The sequence below is a fragment of the Enterococcus sp. 3G6_DIV0642 genome (assembly GCF_002140635.1).
Taxonomy (GTDB): domain Bacteria; phylum Bacillota; class Bacilli; order Lactobacillales; family Enterococcaceae; genus Enterococcus_D; species Enterococcus_D casseliflavus.
On sequence record NZ_NGLH01000001.1, the window covers coordinates 3,307,789 to 3,326,055 of the forward strand.

General features: G+C 41.7%; 18 protein-coding genes. 6 read left to right on the plus strand and 12 right to left on the minus strand.

The genetic code is table 11. The annotated features are described in order from the left end of the window. Positions 1-13: 13 nt before the first annotated feature. On the minus strand, positions 14-451 hold the full coding sequence (locus A5878_RS15985) for a MerR family transcriptional regulator (RefSeq protein ID WP_005230594.1): 438 nt from the start codon (positions 449-451) through the stop codon (positions 14-16). Positions 452-616: 165 nt separating this feature from the next. Between A5878_RS15985 and A5878_RS15990 the strand changes: the two genes are divergently transcribed. Together A5878_RS15990 and A5878_RS15995 are read left to right on the plus strand one after the other, a co-directional pair. After that, a complete protein-coding gene (locus A5878_RS15990) occupies positions 617-1,357 on the plus strand; it encodes an SDR family oxidoreductase (RefSeq protein WP_005230592.1) in 741 nt (246 codons plus the stop codon). Between the two features lie 361 nt (positions 1,358-1,718). Continuing rightward, a complete protein-coding gene (locus A5878_RS15995; protein WP_005230591.1) occupies positions 1,719-1,925 on the plus strand; it encodes a hypothetical protein in 207 nt (68 codons plus the stop codon). A gap of 86 nt (positions 1,926-2,011) precedes the next feature. Here A5878_RS15995 and A5878_RS16000 read toward each other — a convergent pair whose 3' ends face one another. From A5878_RS16000 to A5878_RS17735, 8 genes are all read right to left on the minus strand, one after another. Continuing rightward, entirely contained in the window at positions 2,012-3,478 is a 1,467-nt protein-coding gene (locus A5878_RS16000) for a glycoside hydrolase family 1 protein (protein ID WP_005230590.1), read from the minus strand. Between the two features lie 18 nt (positions 3,479-3,496). Next, positions 3,497-5,365, minus strand: coding sequence for a beta-glucoside-specific PTS transporter subunit IIABC (locus A5878_RS16005; RefSeq protein ID WP_086295774.1), 1,869 nt, complete (start codon positions 5,363-5,365; stop codon positions 3,497-3,499). A gap of 5 nt (positions 5,366-5,370) precedes the next feature. Continuing rightward, positions 5,371-6,213 (minus strand): PRD domain-containing protein, encoded by an 843-nt coding sequence (locus tag A5878_RS16010; protein ID WP_005230588.1) that lies wholly within the window; start codon positions 6,211-6,213, stop codon positions 5,371-5,373. Positions 6,214-6,519: 306 nt separating this feature from the next. Beyond that, positions 6,520-6,780 (minus strand): metal-sensitive transcriptional regulator, encoded by a 261-nt coding sequence (locus tag A5878_RS16015; protein WP_005230585.1) that lies wholly within the window; start codon positions 6,778-6,780, stop codon positions 6,520-6,522. Continuing rightward, entirely contained in the window at positions 6,777-7,076 is a 300-nt protein-coding gene (locus tag A5878_RS16020; protein ID WP_060791880.1) for a rhodanese-like domain-containing protein, read from the minus strand. Before A5878_RS16020 ends, A5878_RS16015 begins: the two co-directional genes overlap by 4 nt. Next, positions 7,069-8,727 (minus strand): FAD-dependent oxidoreductase, encoded by a 1,659-nt coding sequence (locus A5878_RS16025; protein ID WP_005230581.1) that lies wholly within the window; start codon positions 8,725-8,727, stop codon positions 7,069-7,071. The genes A5878_RS16020 and A5878_RS16025 overlap by 8 nt, the downstream gene beginning before the upstream one ends. A 2-nt stretch (positions 8,728-8,729) precedes the next feature. After that, positions 8,730-9,044 (minus strand): rhodanese-like domain-containing protein, encoded by a 315-nt coding sequence (locus A5878_RS16030; protein WP_005230579.1) that lies wholly within the window; start codon positions 9,042-9,044, stop codon positions 8,730-8,732. Between the two features lie 47 nt (positions 9,045-9,091). After that, the gene (locus A5878_RS17735; protein WP_255209316.1) at positions 9,092-9,214 is read right to left on the minus strand and encodes a hypothetical protein; all 123 of its coding nucleotides are present in this window, start codon (positions 9,212-9,214) and stop codon (positions 9,092-9,094) included. Positions 9,215-9,469: 255 nt separating this feature from the next. Here A5878_RS17735 and A5878_RS16035 point away from each other — a divergent pair, with 255 nt between their 5' ends. The 4 genes from A5878_RS16035 (at position 9,470) to A5878_RS16050 (ending at position 13,147) form a co-directional block, all read left to right on the plus strand. Continuing rightward, entirely contained in the window at positions 9,470-9,943 is a 474-nt protein-coding gene (locus tag A5878_RS16035; protein ID WP_050759621.1) for a DUF3955 domain-containing protein, read from the plus strand. A 363-nt stretch (positions 9,944-10,306) separates the two neighbouring features. Continuing rightward, a complete protein-coding gene (locus tag A5878_RS16040) occupies positions 10,307-10,672 on the plus strand; it encodes a DUF2512 family protein (RefSeq protein WP_005230569.1) in 366 nt (121 codons plus the stop codon). 242 nt (positions 10,673-10,914) lie between these two features. Next, positions 10,915-12,336, plus strand: a complete 1,422-nt coding sequence (locus tag A5878_RS16045) for a deoxyribodipyrimidine photo-lyase (RefSeq protein WP_034869476.1) — start codon at positions 10,915-10,917, stop codon at positions 12,334-12,336. 421 nt (positions 12,337-12,757) lie between these two features. Continuing rightward, positions 12,758-13,147 carry a YxeA family protein gene (locus tag A5878_RS16050; RefSeq protein ID WP_005230565.1) on the plus strand — a complete coding sequence of 130 codons (390 nt, stop codon included), beginning with the start codon at positions 12,758-12,760 and terminating at the stop codon, positions 13,145-13,147. A gap of 296 nt (positions 13,148-13,443) precedes the next feature. Here the strand turns inward: A5878_RS16050 and A5878_RS16055 are convergent, their stop codons facing one another. The 3 genes from A5878_RS16055 to A5878_RS16065 form a co-directional block, all read right to left on the minus strand. Continuing rightward, positions 13,444-14,892, minus strand: coding sequence for a helix-turn-helix domain-containing protein (locus A5878_RS16055; RefSeq protein WP_005230563.1), 1,449 nt, complete (start codon positions 14,890-14,892; stop codon positions 13,444-13,446). Between the two features lie 538 nt (positions 14,893-15,430). After that, a complete protein-coding gene (locus tag A5878_RS16060) occupies positions 15,431-16,825 on the minus strand; it encodes a glutamate decarboxylase (RefSeq protein ID WP_005233215.1) in 1,395 nt (464 codons plus the stop codon). 29 nt (positions 16,826-16,854) lie between these two features. Continuing rightward, on the minus strand, positions 16,855-18,264 hold the full coding sequence (locus A5878_RS16065; protein ID WP_005230559.1) for an amino acid permease: 1,410 nt from the start codon (positions 18,262-18,264) through the stop codon (positions 16,855-16,857). Between the last annotated feature and the right edge of the window lie 3 nt (positions 18,265-18,267).

An 18,267-nucleotide genomic window follows, 5' to 3' on the forward strand; every position in this document is an offset into this window, starting at 1 on the left:
TTTTTCGATGGGCTTACAGTTTGTATGCTCGGACTTCTTCGGGTATTTCTTCTAGCGGCAACTCTTTTACCACCGCTTCGGTGCCTGCTGCCATCGCGGTATCGTAGTACCAGCATTTGTATTTGATCGTATTCATGGTTTCTTGCAAGGCTGCCATTTGCTTTGTGACTTCTTCCAGACGTTCATGAAACAGCTGCTGCCGTTTCTGCAAAGACGCATCGCCTTCCTCGCCCCAATCCAAGAAATTCTTGATGTCTTTGATGGGCATGCCGGTATTCTTCAAACAATCGATCACTTTGATCGTCGCTACTTCTTTTTCTGAAAACACCCGAATGCCGCCATTACTGCGGGCCAACTTCGGAAACATCCCTTCTCGATCGTAATAACGCAGTGTCGAGATGGGGATATTGGTCGTTTGTGATACTTCGCCAATCGAGTAACTCACTTGCATCGCTCCTAAAAAAAATTATATTTATCGCTTGACCTAAACCTAACTTCAGATTCTACAATTAAAATACACCGCAAGCACTGTACTGTCAATCACCTATCGTCTCACAGGTTCACCATTGGCAGTAGCAGGATTCGCTGAAAAAATCATTCACTGGAGGAAATACAAATGACAGAAATCAAAGAGAAAGTTATCGTAATTATGGGGGCCTCTTCAGGAATTGGGGAAGCAACTGCCGTTAAACTAGCCGAGCAAGGGGCAAAAGTAGTGATCGCTGCCCGCCGTGAAGAGCGCATCAAAGCACTGGCTGAAAAATTAGGAGAAAATGTCTTGTATCAAACAGCTGATGTCACCAATCGCGAACAAGTCCAACAAGTCATTGATTTAGCCATGACCTCCTTTGGTCGGATTGATGTCCTTTTTAATAATGCTGGCATCATGCCTCAAGGAAACTTGGCAGAGTTGAACTATGACAGCTGGCAACAAATGCTGGATATCAATATCATGGGGGTATTGAACGGGATCGGCGCTGTGCTGCCCATCATGCAAAAACAACAAGACGGCTTGATCATCGCCACTGACTCAGTTGCCGGACATGTCATTTACCCAGGTTCTGCCGTGTACAACGGGACAAAGTTTGCAGTTCGTGCAATCATGGAAGGCTTGCGCCAAGAAGAACGTGAACATGGCATTCGCTCCACCATCGTCTCTCCAGGAATGGTCTCCACGGAATTGTTTGAAACCGTCGGCAATGCTCAACTAGAAGCAGCCTTGAAAGAAACCTCTCGCGTAGAAGGCAATAGCCTAACACCAGAAGATGTAGCAAATGCAGTGGTTTATGCCATTCAACAGCCCAAACATGTGGCGATCAGCGAAGTCTTGCTACGCCCAGCAAAACAAACCGTTTAAGCTATTTCTACTAGCCCGTGAAACCTGCTTCCGCTTGATGCGGCCGCAGGTTTTTTGTCGTCAAATCCCGCCGTTTTCCAGGACAAAATTGCTTGGTTTTCTTGTTACACCCACTTGTCCAAAGAATGTAAACCAATCGTTGCTTTATGTAAACGACTACGTTCTGTTGCTACGGGGGAAATTTTTTTATACTTAGTACAAAGCTTCCGTATAAAACGATCAATCAGAAACGAACCTGTCGTTCTCCTCTTATTTACAAATAGCTGACCATGATCGTTTTCCCGCCTTCACCGTTGACTTGCAAGTATTATCAGCTGTCCTCTTTTAGTACTTGCTTTTTATAAAAGAATGGAGTGAGTGTATGAATGTGAAACAGCTACTCATTATTGCCGAGCAACGAAGAAACATCACGAATCAGAAATTGACCTATGCAGAAAACTTCTTGGCGGCCGGCTACTCTGCTGCCGAATTGCTGGCAGACGAAACCTTTCTCGAATTAGAGCGAAGGGAAACCCAACTGATTGCAGAACGCAACGCCATTTTTTACGAAGAAGTCAGCCACAATTAATCCCCCTGTCCAATTGTAGGCGACGAAAAAGCGAAGGCTCAGCAGCACCTTCGCTTTTTTCTGTAATAACTTGAGCTTGCAGTTTTCTATTTAATTCCTTCACCATTTGATTGAATCACTTTTTTGTACCAATAAAAGGACTTTTTCTTATAGCGAGCCAACGAGCCAGTCCCATCGTCATGCTTGTCTACATAAATAAACCCGTAGCGTTTTGCCATTTGTCCAGTTCCTGCTGAAACAAGGTCGATGGGCCCCCAAGAAGTATATCCGATAAGATCAACACCATCTGCAATAGCATCAGCCATTGCCTTAATATGTCTTCGTAAATAGTCGATACGATAATCATCCTCGACTGTATATTCACCATTTTTTTCAATGAGGGTATCCATTGCACCTAACCCATTTTCGACCACCATCAAGGGAATTTCATAGCGTTCATAAATTTGATTTAACGCAATGCGCAATCCTAATGGATCGATTTCCCAGCCCCATTCACTCGCTGTAAGATGCGGATTTTTAACCCCATTGAAAAAATTCCCCGTTTGCTTTTCGGCTTGATCATTTACTTTAGTCACAGTAGAAGATTGGTAGTAAGAAAACGTATAGAAATCAACAGTGCCCTCTTTCAGTACTTCTAAATCTCCTGCTTCGATAGTAAGGTCTATCCCTCTATCTTGCCAAAACTTTTTAGCAAAATATGGATAGCGACCTTTCACTTGAACATCACCACAGTAAAAATTACTGATATTAGTCATCTCTTGTGCAAAACGAATATCCTCTGGATGAGAAGACAACGGATAAATCATTCGATAGGCAATCATACAGCCCATTTGCAAATTTTTGTGTAGACTTTTTGCGTACTTGATCACTCGGGCACTTGCAACGAATTGGTGGTGGAGCGCCTGAAACCGTTGCTGACTGTTATCGATATTTTGTGTATTCAAAAAATCATCAATATCTTTTGGATACATTCCTCCTCCTAAATACGTACCCACCCCTACATCTCTGGATAAAATATTGATTTCATTGAATGTTAGCCAATATTTCACATCATCCTGATAACGATCAATGACCGTCTTGGCGAATCTTTCATACGATTCAATCATTCCTCTGCTTTCCCAGCCATTGAACTGTTTTGTCATTTCTATCGGTGATTCATAATGAGACAATGAGACCATCGGTTCTATCTCGTACTTCTTTAATTCTGCGATCAGATCATCGTAAAACTTTAACCCTTCTTCATTTGGTACTTTCTCTAAACCGGTCGGAAAAATACGAGTCCATGCGATAGAAAAGCGATACAGCTTAAATCCCATTTCTGCAAATAAAGCAATATCCTCTTTGTATCGATGAAAATGATCAATCGCCTCATGACTTGGATAAAAAGCACCTTCTTCAATTTCTGTGGTGATTCGCCGAGGCGTGTTCACATCGCCTCCCAGAAGCAGATCACTGATTGACATTCCTTTGCCGCCCACTTGATACGCTCCTTCTAATTGATTGGCAGCTGTCGCCCCACCCCAATAAAATCCATCTGGAAATTTTGTTTTCATTTTTTCCCCTTCTTTCTTCTAAATAATTGTTACTAATTTATTCGAGTAATCAATCAATTCATCGTGCTCAAAAAATACCGGTTCATTCTGATTGTTCATAAAAATCAAAACAGAAGTTGGATCGTAGCCTTTAGACTTGATAAAATCAATATCAACACGGGCTAGCAACTCACCCGCCTTTACTCGCTGACCTTCCTCAATAAAAAGTTCAAATCCTTCTCCATCCAGTTTCACTGTATCTAATCCAATATGCAGTAACATTTCTAATCCATTATCATGTCGCAACCCGATGGCATGTTTTGTTGGAAAGACAGTCGTTATCGTGCCTTCAATCGGTGAATGGAATTCTCCTGACGCAGGATCGATCGCTAGCCCTGGTCCCATTTGTTCGGTAGCAAAAACCTCGTCAGCTACTTCACTCAGCGGCAAAACGCTGCCACGGACGAAGCCTTGAATCAATGCTTCTTCAGCCGCTGTCCGTTTTTCTGAAGCAATCGGTGAAGGATTCTCCAACGTTTTCATATCTTCTTCAATACTCTCTTCAAAACCAAAAATGACTGTCAAAACAAACGATATCGAAAAAGCTAACGCCAATGTTATGGCTGCTTTTACAATATTAGAGGCATCCTCTCCGAAAAATACCGGCAAGGTCAAAAGCCCCGGCGATCCGAATGAATAGCGGACTAGTCCGCTGATCCCCGCATAAAAACCAGCAATTCCACCTGAAATCATCACATAAATCAGTGGTTTTTTCAGTTTCAAGTTAACCCCGTACAGTGCAGGTTCCGTGATACCAGACAGCGCCGTGATACCGCTGGAAAAAGCAATTTGTTTCATCTGTTTATCTTTGGTTTTAACAAATACCCCAAAGGCGGCCCCCGCTTGCGAAATGTTGCTTGCTAACATACCTGGTCCTTGGACGATCTCAAAGCCTACGGTTGAAAAGGAGACTTGCGCAATCGGAGTCAAAGCCGTATGCATACCAACCATTACTAATAAAGGCGTGAAGATGCCCATCAGTGTCGGCACGAGCCATGGAACAGTCACTCGCAGATAATCCACAACAAAGAACAATCCATCTCCAAAAATCGCGCCGATAGGTCCTAAGATCATCAGTGCTAGCGGAGCCATGATGATCACGATGAAAAGCGGTTTCAACATGGTTTTTAGTACACTCGGAATGATCTTTTCAGATAAACGATCAACATAACTCATAACCCAGACGATCAAGATGATTGGGATAACCGTTCCTGAATAAGCGGCTTCACGTATCGGAAGCCCAAACAGCTGCATAGAAACATCCGAGGCAACCAGACTCTGAAATGTTGGATGTAGTAAGACGCCTGTGATCCCCAATGCTAAATAAAGATTGGTTTTGAATTGTCTTGCCGCACTAGCCGCAATTAAAAAAGGCAAAAAGTAAAAGGCGGCATCTCCAATCATATTGATGATTTGATAATTTAAACTTTCTCTACTCAATCCCAAAAGGACCAGTAAAGCTAAAACCGCCCGAATTAAACCAAATCCGATCAATGCTGTAATGATTGGCGCCATTACACCAACAATGTTTTCGACGATTCGTTTCACAAGTCCGTTTTTAGGTGTATCTACAGCTTCAGCACTGTTTTTTTCCGTGATTTTATACTGATTGATTACAGTCGAATAGTAATTTCCTACTTCTCCACCAATCACAAATTGTACTTCATCTCCGGTCAATTTAGTCCCTAGTATTCCTGGAATTTCCTTCGCCTGTGCTTGATTGAATTGCGTGGTATCTTTTAACTGGAAGCGAAGGCGAGTTGCACAATGATAGACCGCGTTAATATTTTTCTCTCCACCGATCGATTGAATGATTTTGTCTACTGATTCTTTCTTTTTATCAACCATTTGGTTCACTCCTCGTTTTGTGATAGTAATAGTCTATTAATATGAATAGCTAAATATGCAATTTCTTCTTCAGTGATTGGTTTCTCATAGATTTCTTCTAAAGTCCGTTTTATTCGCTGACTATAGGCCATCGGTTCTTGATACAGCGTAGAGACTGTCTTTATTAAAACTGCATCATTGTTTAACATCGTGTTCGTTAAATAGCGTTCTGCAAAAAATTTGGCATGTGTAACCAGACGCTCATAGTGCAGACTGTGGCTATCCAATTTTTTCTTCACCAACATTTGTACAGACTTTAAAATATTTGTCACGATTTTTGTGATTTGGATAGCATTAGCATGAATTGCTGAGCGACTATTACCGTTAATGATATGGAAAGTAATGTTCGCTGCTTCTTGTTCGTTCAAAGAAATACCAAGTGCTTTTTCAATAATGGCAACACCTTTTTGAGCAGCCTGAAATTCTTCAGGATAAAATCGTTTGAACTCCCAATACATTGAAGAAGTCATAATGACATTGTCTCTGATCCTCTCGACAGTAAAATAAATATGATCAGTCAGTGAAAAGAGTGTATTAGCAGATAACTCCGTATCTAGATATTTCTCCGCTTCTTGAATGACTTCATACGCTAGCTCGATATACTTTACAGGTACATTGTTCATAAACGTAATCAAGGACTCCATTCGATTATCTTCAATCGGAAGATAGAATTTAGAGATTTTCTCTTCCGAAATCAATTGACCTTTCTTTTGCCGATAACCGATACCCTTGCCAAAAGCAATAACATCTTTGTTGTCTTTCTCAACAATAATAACGTTTACATTCAAAACCTTCTTAATCAAATACATGTATTCTTCTCCTTCCTCCTTTCTAAGCGTAAAAAAAGGCATAATAAAATCAAATCTGCGAATCCTCGCAAAATTGATTTTATTATGCCTTGCCTGCCGTACAGTCACATACACATAAAAAAAATCATTATTTATTTCTTAAATTAATCATAGCATCCAAAAAAAGAAAACGCAATCATTTTTTTAATGTACAAAAAACCGCAAAATAGGTATTTCCCTTCTTTTGCGGTCAGCTTCGAATCTTCAAACTGGTTGACAATAAACTCTTTCAAATGAAAAAACGCGACAAACCTTTCAAAAATTCCGTTATTTCTTCACGATCAGCTGAACGGCTTGATCGATTTTCTGCTTTTGGGTTTCCGTGTCGCTGTCTGGATTTTCCAAACAATTTTTCAAATTCTCAGCGACAATGATCCCCATAATACGGTTAACACTGGAACTGACGGCGGACAATTGCGTGATGACATCGACGCATTCTTTCTCGTCTTCGATCATTTTTTGAATCCCCCGCAACTGGCCTTCGGTTCGTTTTAACCGATTCAAAATATCTTTGTTGCATGCGGTCATCGTTTGATTTCTCCTCTCCATGCTGACATGCCGCCGAGGACATTGGTCACTTGAAACCCTTGCTGGCTCAAAAACTCAGACGCCATTTGCGAACGAGCCCCTGAATGACAGATGACATAGTAGTTTTTATCCTTCTCTAAGTCGCTGATTTGTTCCGTAAGCTCGCTCAACGGTAGGTTTTGTGCTGTTTTGATGTGCCCTTGTGCAAACTCATCAACTTCTCTGACATCAAGGATCTCAAGCGGTTCACGTTTTTCTTTTTGGGTAAATTCGTCCATAGATATGGCTTTAATCATGAATAATCATCTCCGGCTTAATAGTATTATACAACGAAAAGGCACCATCGAGGTTTTGACAATTGATGCCCGCTTGTTTTAAGATGCGTTCGGCAATGTAGCTTCTCAATCCGCTATGACACGTAACGACATACGAAACGCTTGGATCCAATTCAGACAACCGATCCCTCAATTCATCTAACGGAATGTGGAGCGCCTGTTGAAAACGTCCATTATTGGCTAATTCCATCTCTGAACGAACATCCAACAACTGCTTACCGTTTTCTAAGGCATCCGTCAATTCGTGCCACTGAATATTCTCACTGATTCCTTCCGCCAGATTGATCGCTGCATAGCCAATCATATTCACTGGATCTTTGGCTGAGCCAAAAGGCGGTGCATAGGTGAATTCCAGTTCAGGCAAGTCAAAGATCGTTAAGTCGCCTTTGATCGCTGTTGCCAAAATATCGATCCGTTTATCGACCCCTTTGGTTCCGATGCCTTGCGCACCGTAGATTTTTCCAGTGTCAGCATCAAAAATCAGCTTCAAATAAATATCCGTCGCATCAGGATAATACCCAGCATGGTCTTTGCCTGAAAGATGAACCACCTGAGGATTTAGCCCCGCCAGTTTGGCGCTGCGCTCACTTAACCCTGTGGACGCTGCCGCAATATCGAATACGCGCACGATCGCCGTCCCGATACCGCCTTTGTTTTTGCGAGCCAGTCCTCCCAATACATCAGCAACTTGCCGACCTTGGCGATTGGCTGGTGACGCCAGGGAGATCAGCGTGTCTTCGTGGGTGATTTGTTGTTTCACAACGATGGCATCACCCACCGCGTAAATATCTTTCTTGCTGGTTTGGTATTGCTCATCTACTAGGATACCCCCCCGGTGTCCTAATTGGATACCAGCACGTTTCGCCAAATCCGTTTCTGGTTGGACACCAACCGAAAGAATCGTGACATCTGAAGCCAGGATCGTGCCATCTTCCAGAACGATTTCTTGCCCTGCTTTTTCAAAAGCGGTCGCTGACTGCGAGGTCAAAACTTTGACCCCTTGCTTGATCAATTCATTTTTGACATACGCAGCCATTTCTTCGTCCAAAGGTGGCAATACGTGGGGTGCTTTTTCTACGATCGTTACTTCGAGGCCTTTTTTATGTAAATTTTCAGCGACTTCTAAACCAATAAACCCAGCGCCAATGATCGTCGCTTTTTGAGGCTTTTTGTCTTCAAGATGCGCCATAATTTGGTCTAAGTCAGGAACATTGCGCAAAGAAAAGGCGTTGGTTGCTTCTTCTAGCCCTTTGATCGCTGGTACTAGCGGTTTTGCCCCCGGCGATAAAATCAACGCATCATAAGATTCCGTGAAGACCTGTTCGCCATATTTGACCGTGACCGTTTTCTCCTGCGGATCGATCGCCAGTACCTCATGAAAAGGCCGCACATCTAGGTTAAACCGTTTTTTTAATGCCTCAGGTGTTTGGACCAATAGGGCATCTCGCTCTTTGATCTCACCAGAAATAGCATACGGCAGCCCACAATTCGCAAAAGAGACAAAAGGACCTTTTTCAAAAACAATGATCTCCGCTGCTTCTTTAAGCCGACGTAAGCGCGTGGCTGCCGACATTCCCCCTGCTACCCCACCGACAATAACTATTTTTTCCATCATTACTTTCCTCCTTTGGTTGTTCCGCGCCATTGATTCATGCCGCCACGAACGTTGACCACATCAAAACCTTTTTTACTTAGGATTTTGGCTGCTTGTTTGCTTCGCATCCCCGATTGGCAAATGACTGCCAGCTTCTTGTCGCCTTTTTGAGTGAAGCCCGCAATCTTATTTAACGGTACATTTTTCGCATAGGCAATGTGCCCGCTGCGGTACTCCGCCGGCGTGCGTACATCCAGAACCGTCCATTCTTTGGCTCCTTCTTTTTGTAAATCTGCTGTTGACATACTTGGTATGCGTTTAAATAGTGAAAACATTTCTTGCTCCTTTCGTATACCCCTCGGGGTATATTAAACAAGATGTTTTACGATTTGTCAACTAAGTGAATTTCTTTAAGAAAAGAAACTTGCTGTTGCGCTATCCCCCACTCGATACTCTCGACAGCTGCCGGACAGCTACCGATCAAGCAGCGAAAGGCCTGAATCACACATTTCCCTCCCCTCGATCACAATGCTATAATAAAAGAAAAGATATATTGTAAAAATAACACACATCAAATCGTTTACTTAGCAGCTGATCGCTTTGATTATTAAAGATGATTGGCTCCCGCCCTAACCAAGAGCGGACAAAAAAGCGACGCAAGCACCACTTTCCCTTGATTTATCAAGCAGCAAGCCCTGCTTTCTTGGAACCAACGCGGGGTTCGACTATGCTTAAGTCACATCAGCGAAAGGAAGAAAAGATGGAATTTGGCGAAAAAATCAAAGAAGTACGCACAAGAAATAACTTGACCCAAGAACAATTTGCCACTCAACTACACGTGACGAGACAAGCCGTTTCGAACTGGGAAAACAATCGCAATCTACCAGATTTAGAAATGCTGATTGCCATCGCCACGATTTTTCAACTCTCGCTTGATGAATTGATTTTAGGAGGAACTCAAGTGAACAAGATCACTGAAAAACTAATCAAAGACGGCAGCGAGACCCGACGCGCCAAACTCAATTTGATCACTACCTTGATCGGAACATTTTTACTACTTTTCGGCTTTGCCTGCTTCTTCATCAAAGCTAGCTCCGTGGAATACATCGATCAATCCGGCATTTTACATGAAAATTTCTATCTAATCCCCCTAGGATTTTTGTTCCTATTGGCTAGTTTCGTAGTATTTGCAGGAACCGGGCTCAATTATTTTCGAGCTGTTAGAAGAAAATAAATAAGAAGAAGGCATAAAGCGACCCTCGAAAAGCAGATCAAAACCTGACTTTTGCGGGTCGCTTCATTTAAATTTCCTTGTTAAATTGTTTGACTCCAATAAATACTGTACCGATACTTTATCTCCTTACAAAAACCCCTCTATTCTTCTTTCGTTTCACAAATTAATCCCACTACTTATTCCTTAAAATGTTTAAACTATTCACGACCATTCGTCAAGTAATTATGCTTAAAATAGCATAAAAAACCATTCCAATCATTATTTTTGACACAAAAAAATGTCAGATGATAGCCTTGAAATAGAAGGTTATCTCTAAGATGACCTTCTTGCTTTTGGAATAAATAATAAAAAGGAGTGTATGAAATGAAACATCTAAAAGCGTTGGTTGTCAAAGCACTAATGATTTGGGCGATTTTGTGGATTGTGTTGTCAGGAATTTACGATGTCAGTTTTATGGACTCGACGATCGTCGGTGTGATCATTGTGGTGATGATCTATGTGCTAGGCGATTTGGTCATTTTGCGGAAGATCGGTAACATTGCGGCAACGATCGCAGATGCCGGCGCAGCAGCCCTTATCCTATGGCTGTATCTGACTTATATGGACTATACAAATGACATCTGGATGTTAGTATTGATCCCAGCAGTATTGATCGGTGCGGCAGAATGGTTCTTCCACATCTGGTTGTTAAAAGCAGACATCGTGCCAGATGAACGGAAAATAAAATAATTTTGTTGATTGCTAGAATCGAACGCAGACTCTTGTTCTGTGTTCGATTTTTTTTGTTTACAAGATCGGCTATTGAAAAGCGACGCATCTTCTTGTTCCATATGCTTTCTATAATCACGGACGCTTGCAAAGATTTCTGGTTAGCTGTTGCAATCGCCAAATTTGAATAAATCCCATCTTTCCTTTACTATAAACGAAATCCGATCGTTTTTTTGCACGGTTATACTATCAAGGAGGTTTGTATGGCAATTCATGTGATGTGGTTTAGAAAGGATCTACGCTTAGAGGACAACACGGCACTTACTGAGGCGCTTGCGTCTCTTCAAGCAAACGACCAATTGTTGTGTGTGTTTCATCTCAATGACAAGCAGTTTCTCCCCGATGCACCAAGCCATGATTACTTTTTTAGCGCGGTTGCTCACTTTATCGAGGCTGCCAAAAAGCAAAATCTGACGATCCACCTCTTGACGGGGACTTTGACAGAAGCCTTTGATCAGTTGTTCGCTTGCTATCCAGAATGGAGCCAGCTTTACTTCAACTTTGATAACCGTGGATATGGTCGTAAACGCGATCTCTACATAACAGAATTGGTCGAGCAAAAAGGCATCACCGTTCATTCTTTTGAAGACCATCATCTGCATCAACCAACGGAAGTCACCAAAGAGGATGGGACATACTACAAAAAATTTACGCCCTATTATAAGAAATGGATCCAGTTGCCCAAACCGGTGTATCAAAAGCATGCCCTTGATTTTGAAAAAGCCGCTCATTTTAATGATGCCCCTCACTTCAAAGCAGGGACAATGCTGCTAGCTGAGCTGATAAAAAATAGAAAGACTGATTTCTCAACGATCGTTGGGGAAGACTATGCGCATAAGCAATTGCAGGCATTTGTGCAAAAGCGTTTGGCTGCCTATGAAAAAGACCGTGATATCCCTTCAATCAAAGGAACCAGTCGTCTATCCCCTTTCTTGTCTTTTGGACAAATCTCTATTCGGAAGGTTTGGGCCGCTTGCCAAGAAATGCCATCCAGCACTGGCAAAGCGACCTTTTTAAAAGAACTGGCTTGGCGAGATTTTTATCATATGATCTACTTCACTCATCCAGAACAAAAAAACTATGAACTCATTGAGAAATATCGAAACATGGATTGGCAAAAAGATGAAGAGGCGCTAAACAAATGGCAAGCAGGACAAACCGGCTATCCGATCATTGATGCCGCGATGCGGCAGCTGAATCAGACCGGTTGGATGCATAACCGTCTACGGATGATCGTCGCTTCCTTTCTAACCAAAGATTTACTGATCGATTGGCGGCAAGGAGAAGCCTATTTTGCTCGACAATTGATCGACTACGACGCTGCCAGCAATATCGGCGGCTGGCAGTGGGCAGCTTCGACCGGCACCGATGCAGTTCCTTACTTTCGAATTTTCAACCCCATCACTCAGGGGAAAAAATTCGACAAAGATGGGACGTTCATCAAACAATTTGTTCCCGAACTCGCCCAGTTGCCACTAAAATTCGTCCACGAACCTTACCTGATGACTAACCAAGAACAAGCCGACCTACAAATAGTTTTAGGCACCGACTATCCGTTGCCTATAGTCGACCATAACGAAGCCAGGAAAAGAGCCCTCGATTTGTATAGTAAAATCGAACCATAAAAAGCTGCCATGGACTGCTCTCAAGCATTTTCGGTAGAAAAAAACCAGCAAAGACGGTCTCTTACGGAGCGTCTTTGCTGGTTTTTTATGAAACTGGTGCGCCCTCTTTCGCCTTTCTATAGTGAAAAAACAAACGGCACGTCTCATCAAGCTGTCTGTTGCTGGGCATACATAAAAGAAGCATTTTCCATGCTGTGTTTTTTAATTAAGGTCTTGTTGTCTACTTCCCCTCTTATTTCTAGTCGCTCTAAGCAACAATCCCCTGACAATTTATAGATTGAACCCTTTACTAGCGGCGTTCCCTGCTTTTTCACGACTGGCTAGTAACGTTTCTCCTTGCAAAACTGTTCGTCTGATGAAAGGTCATCTATAGAACCATTCTGTTATAATAGCTCCATATTTGAGGATAAGGATGGTTTATATGAAAAAAATAATCGGATTCATCTTAGTCGTACTTTTAGGGTTTGTCGGATACAAAGGCTATGAATATTATCAATCCACCTACTCAGGACAAACAGCTTACGCGTATGTCCCGTCTGAGATTCCGCCTAAGGTCCAACACGAAAGTAAGAGCGGCATCGGCGACCAGTCTCCCTGGTATTCTTACGATTACACATTAGACTTTGTAAAAGAAGATGGCAGCACCCAAACCCTTGAGGTTTCATTATCAGAAGATAACGCAAAACCCTTAACACCAAATTCTTATGTAAAAGCGGTGATCAGTGAAAAGCGTACAATAAAAGGCCCGAATGGCGTTGAAAAAGACGCAATTCCCAAAAAGATTCTAGAGAGATTAGAAAATCAGAACTAACGATGCCAGACCCACATCTCTATGTGGGTCTTTTTTTACATCCTTCCAAAATCAGCATTTTGAATCCCTTCTATTATTTTCACGCTTGATGTCTTCTGCTCTGTTGCGATACGTTATACAAGGATACTGGGCACATTTATCTAGCAGAAAGCTGCTTGACTGATCCCTGTTTTCATTCCGTCATCCATGATAAGAGCAATTCAAGCTCCTTTTCCTTCTCATCCTTTGCAGATAATTGAAAAAGCAGCGAATCACCTATCCGTTGACTCACTGCTTTTTAACTAACAAGTAATGGCTCACACCACAAAAGAATGGTACTTAGAGTAAGCAATTTGATCGACGATCGCAGAAACCTGATTGACATCTAAATCGGCACCGATGGCAGTCACTTGATAAAATTGACCATAATTGTTGCCAAGTTGAGGGACACGGGCGTTTGAAATCAGCAAATCGTATTCTTCCTCATTGTTATAAGGAGAAATAGTCACATTTTGTTTCCCTTTTAGTTCATTTTTTAACAAGTAAATGGAAGCATCTGCCAAAAGACTAGAGCCCATATTTAAGACCCCGATCCGTACCCGATATTCCTCTTTCGGTGATAACAGATAGATTAAAAAGACCAGACGTTTCTTGAGGTAGTTGAGTTTCGTGGGCGTAAACAAGTTGGTTGGTGCAATGATGTGTTGCAGGATGTCTGTAATCACTTGATCTCGCAAGGAATTGTGAAACAGCTTGTGGTAATAATTCAAGGTGACTCTGTCAATGGAGTAATTTACCCCATGAAAGTAATAGACTTGTGCGATCAAGGAGAAGACACTGGCTTTAATATCGATCGTCGTATGCGAGGCTTCAAGACAATAAATGGACTGGATCGCTGCCATGACTTCATCGGTAATCTCAAAGACAGGATTTTTATTGGTATACAGCCCTAAGCGAAGCTCCTCGTAAGGAATTCCTCCTACCGTAACGAGAAAAAGACAGATAAAGAAGGGGACGATCTTGGCTTCGTCTACTGAACAGATGCTTTTTTTCGACACATAGGCTTGTCGAATAAAGCGACAAATCGGCATTTCTTGGCAGCGATTGATTTTGATTTGTTCCTCCGGACTTAAGCTTCCCAAGGTTGTGTGAGGCGTGACTTTTTTCATGATCACAAATAGCCAGATCTTCAACTGCTTTTGTTGCGCAATCGAGAGGGTTATTTTTTTCGCTAGCTCCGCCACTAGGTCATCGATCAAGACAGAGTCGATCGCTGTTTCCCCCATTTTTAAAAAATTATAGTAAAAATAAATGCGTTGCGTCATCGTTCCCGCTAGCTTTTTGTTCTTTATCTTTAATTCAAAATGCTGCAGCAGCTGATTGCACTCTGCAATCACACGATTCAGTGTCCCGACGCTTATTTTTAATTCATCAGCTAATACGAAAGCATCATAGCCTGCATGTTGAAACAAATAATGGATGATTTGATATTTTACAGATTTTTTCAATAACGTGTCGGTCAAATCATCCAATGAGACGCTGTCGTTTACTTGCAGATCAAGGGTATAACGGTTGATTGCAAAAGAGACCTTCTCATTTTTTAGTTGTTGCTGAAGATTTTCTGATAGTTTCGTCAAGGTTGGCATCGTAATATCTAATTCCCGACAAGCATCACTTTTTTTGATATGACCAGTCGATAAATACAAGAATTTGAGCAAGATATACTCCAATTTCAAGTCTTTATCCAGTAAGTCTTCTTTATACATGACTGTTTTTCCTCCTGTGTAAATCCTTATTCTTTTCGAATAGTTACAACCAATTTACAGAAAAAGATAGCAGTACATTTCCTATGAAACAAACAAATGCAGTAAAAACATGCCCTTTCTACACATACTTTTCCTTCACTTACTCCCCAAATAAACCAAAACGAACGAACAAAAATGCGCCCTGCCAGACGAACTTTCCTCAGAATTTTCTCGCGACAATGTTCTCGGATTTTCTTTTTGCATATGTAAAACATGCTTCTCTAAAAAAATATATTTAGACCATAATAATTAATACTATCACAAGCCAGAAATGTCAATAAATGAAATTATCAAGCGCCATTTTTTTACTTACTCTTAAAAAATGACACTATCAAGTGCTTACCCGTTCTTATAAACAAAAAAAATCAAAGGCAGTCGATGCAACCGCCTTTGATTTTTCTATAAACCAATGTTCATTCAGTCTTGCAAAAAAAGTTTCATAAAGGGACTTTTTATTCATTGAAAAAAACAATGAAAGGGTTTCTAGCGATACCGTTTCTTAATGTGAAAAGCCATAGGTTTGATCGGATGAAACATGACGGCTTGGTCGCTTGTTCAAGCGCTCGATTCCTTCTTTCATGTCTTGCACCAGATCCATTGCCATTTGCATACTTAAATCTGCCCGGCAAACAAAGCGTTGGATATTGATATGTGATAGATTATCAGGTAATGGATAGGTAGGGACTTGCCAGCCTTTCATCGCAAATTCATCCGTCAAATCATACAGATTCCAAGAAATATCGGCATCTTCTTTTAATTTGTAGCAGACGATCGGCAACCGTGAACCATCATTATAAATATCGAAGTAACCCATGTTTTCAATCTCTTTTGCTAAATATTGGGCAACATCGCTGGTCTTTTTGTGGATCAAGCGGTAGCCTTCAAACCCATTGCGGATAAAGGTGTAATATTGTCCGATGATTTGGCTGGCGCTTCTTGAAAAGTTGATGGCCATCGTTGGCATTTCACCGCCAAGATAACTTACTTTAAAGACCAACTCTTCTGGTAAGAAATCTTTTTCTTTCCAAAGCACCCAACCGATACCAGGGTAGACTAACCCATATTTATGTCCAGACGTACTGATGGAACGAACGTTTTTCAAACGGAAATCCCATTCAAGTTCTGGTTCCATAAATGGCGTGTACAATCCCCCACTAGCCGCATCCACGTGGATGTAGACTTTGTAGTCGGTGTGTTTGTTGTATTCCTCTAATTTCTTGTCTAGTGCTTTGATATCATCGTATCGTCCAGTGTAAGTGATTCCTAAAATACCAACGACCCCGATCGTATATTCATCTAAATAGTCCGTGACCTTTTCAACATTAATGCTGCCATGTTCTTCATCGATAGGGATCGTTCGCATTTCAATGTCCCAGTAGACACAGAATTTTTCCCAAACGACTTGATAGGCAGAAGAAATCACTAAGTTTGGTTTTTGTTTATTGATATCTAAGCCAAGTTTTTTTGCCCGATTGCGCCAAGCAAATTTTAAGGCCAATCCACCTAACATACACGCTTCACTTGAGCCTACCGTTGATGTACCGATAAAATCGGACGCTTCTGGGGCATGCCATAAATCAGCGATCATATTGACACAGCGGTTTTCAATTTCTGCTGTCCGTGGGTACTCGGTTTTATCGATGGCGTTTTTATCAAGGGTTTCACTCATAATTTTGACTGCTTCTGGTTCCATGTAGGTTTGACAGAACGTCGCCAAATTTTGTCTTGAGACCCCTTCATCGATCAATTGATCTTTGACTAATTCATAGGCATCCCGCGGTACCAAGGACTCTTTTGGTAATTTGTACATAGGGATCGCTTGATCCATTGCCTCATTCCCATAGATAGGCTCCAAATATTGGGCTTCTTTTCGATTTTTTTTACTAAATAACATGCAGCTCTCCTCCTCATAGGTTGTGCTTTTTATTTTTTATCGCTTGCTTTTTCACCTACATATTTATAGATGACAAACGGTATCACGACAATAATCAGCCAACTGATGATCAAGATGGCTAAATAGGTTCCGCCCTTTCCGGTGCCGATATCGCTCGGTGGAAAGAAGGAAATAAAGAAAGAAAAAATAGAAACAAGCAAACCAACCATCGCAACACCAATTTTCACATTTTTCCCACCAGGAATATGATACGTTCTTGTTAAGTCGTCTTTTTCTTTGACTAATTTAATATAGGAAAGAAACAAGAGGACATAAGCCACCAGATAGATGCAGACCGTCAACGCCATCGCAACGAAGAAGGATAGATTGGCGCCTCCACCGCCTAATGTCAAGACAACCGCCCAAATGGAAACAATGATGCCTTGTACCAAAACGATATTGATTGGGACATTGTGTTGATTGACTTTGGCCATTTGTTTTGGCAGCAAGCCATTTTCAGCTGCTTCAAGCATCGCAGTCGATGGGCCGACCACCCAAGCAGCAATTTCTGCAATGACACCTAAACAGATGACCACGGCAATCAAACGAACCAGCCATTCTCCGCCGCCAAAATGATGGATCAAATAAGAATAGGCTTGAATCACGCCAGTATCAAGAGACAATTGATTTTGGGGAATCGTGGCAGCCACCGTTGCCCCACCTAACGTATCCAAAAGAATCGTTGCTACAACTAAAATCAAAATAGCTTTCGGGTAATTCTTTCCAGGATTGTCCATATCTTTTACGTGACTGGCAGAAGATTCAACCCCTGCATAGGCTAAAATAAAGGAAACAAAAACGACCAGCGTATTGATTTTCGTGAAATCAGGAATCCAAGCGCCTGATCCAAAAGAAACTTTGACGGGATTCCCTTGAGCAATGTAGACAATTCCTAAGATAAAAAGAATGATCCCTGTTGCGACGATCCCCACAAAGAACCCTACTTTGGCAATCTTCGCAGTATTTTTTGTTCCGCCAAATTGCGAGATCGTGATCAGCCAAAAGATCACTAAAGTGGCAATCAGCTTCAGCCAAACATTCGTATTAAGAGCCGGCCAATTTAGGGCATAGGAAAGCGCCCCGACAATAAAGTAAATCATCGTAATAAAGCCTACCGTGATTTGGAACCATTGGAAGAAAATGGCAGCAAAGCCCCATTTTCTCCCTAATGTTTTTGAGACCCAGGTATAGAGTCCCCCTTTTTCCCATCCCTTTACAGTAGCCATCTCCGCAGAGCAAAGGGCTACAGGGATAAACCAGAGGAAACCGCCGACGAGTAAATAAAAAACTAAATTCATCTTCGATGTCGCAAAGGTTGGATACTCATATACCGTCATCACCATTGAAGCAGTTATTGCAAAAAAACTCAACAATGATAGTTTTTTCTTGCTAGTATCCATTTT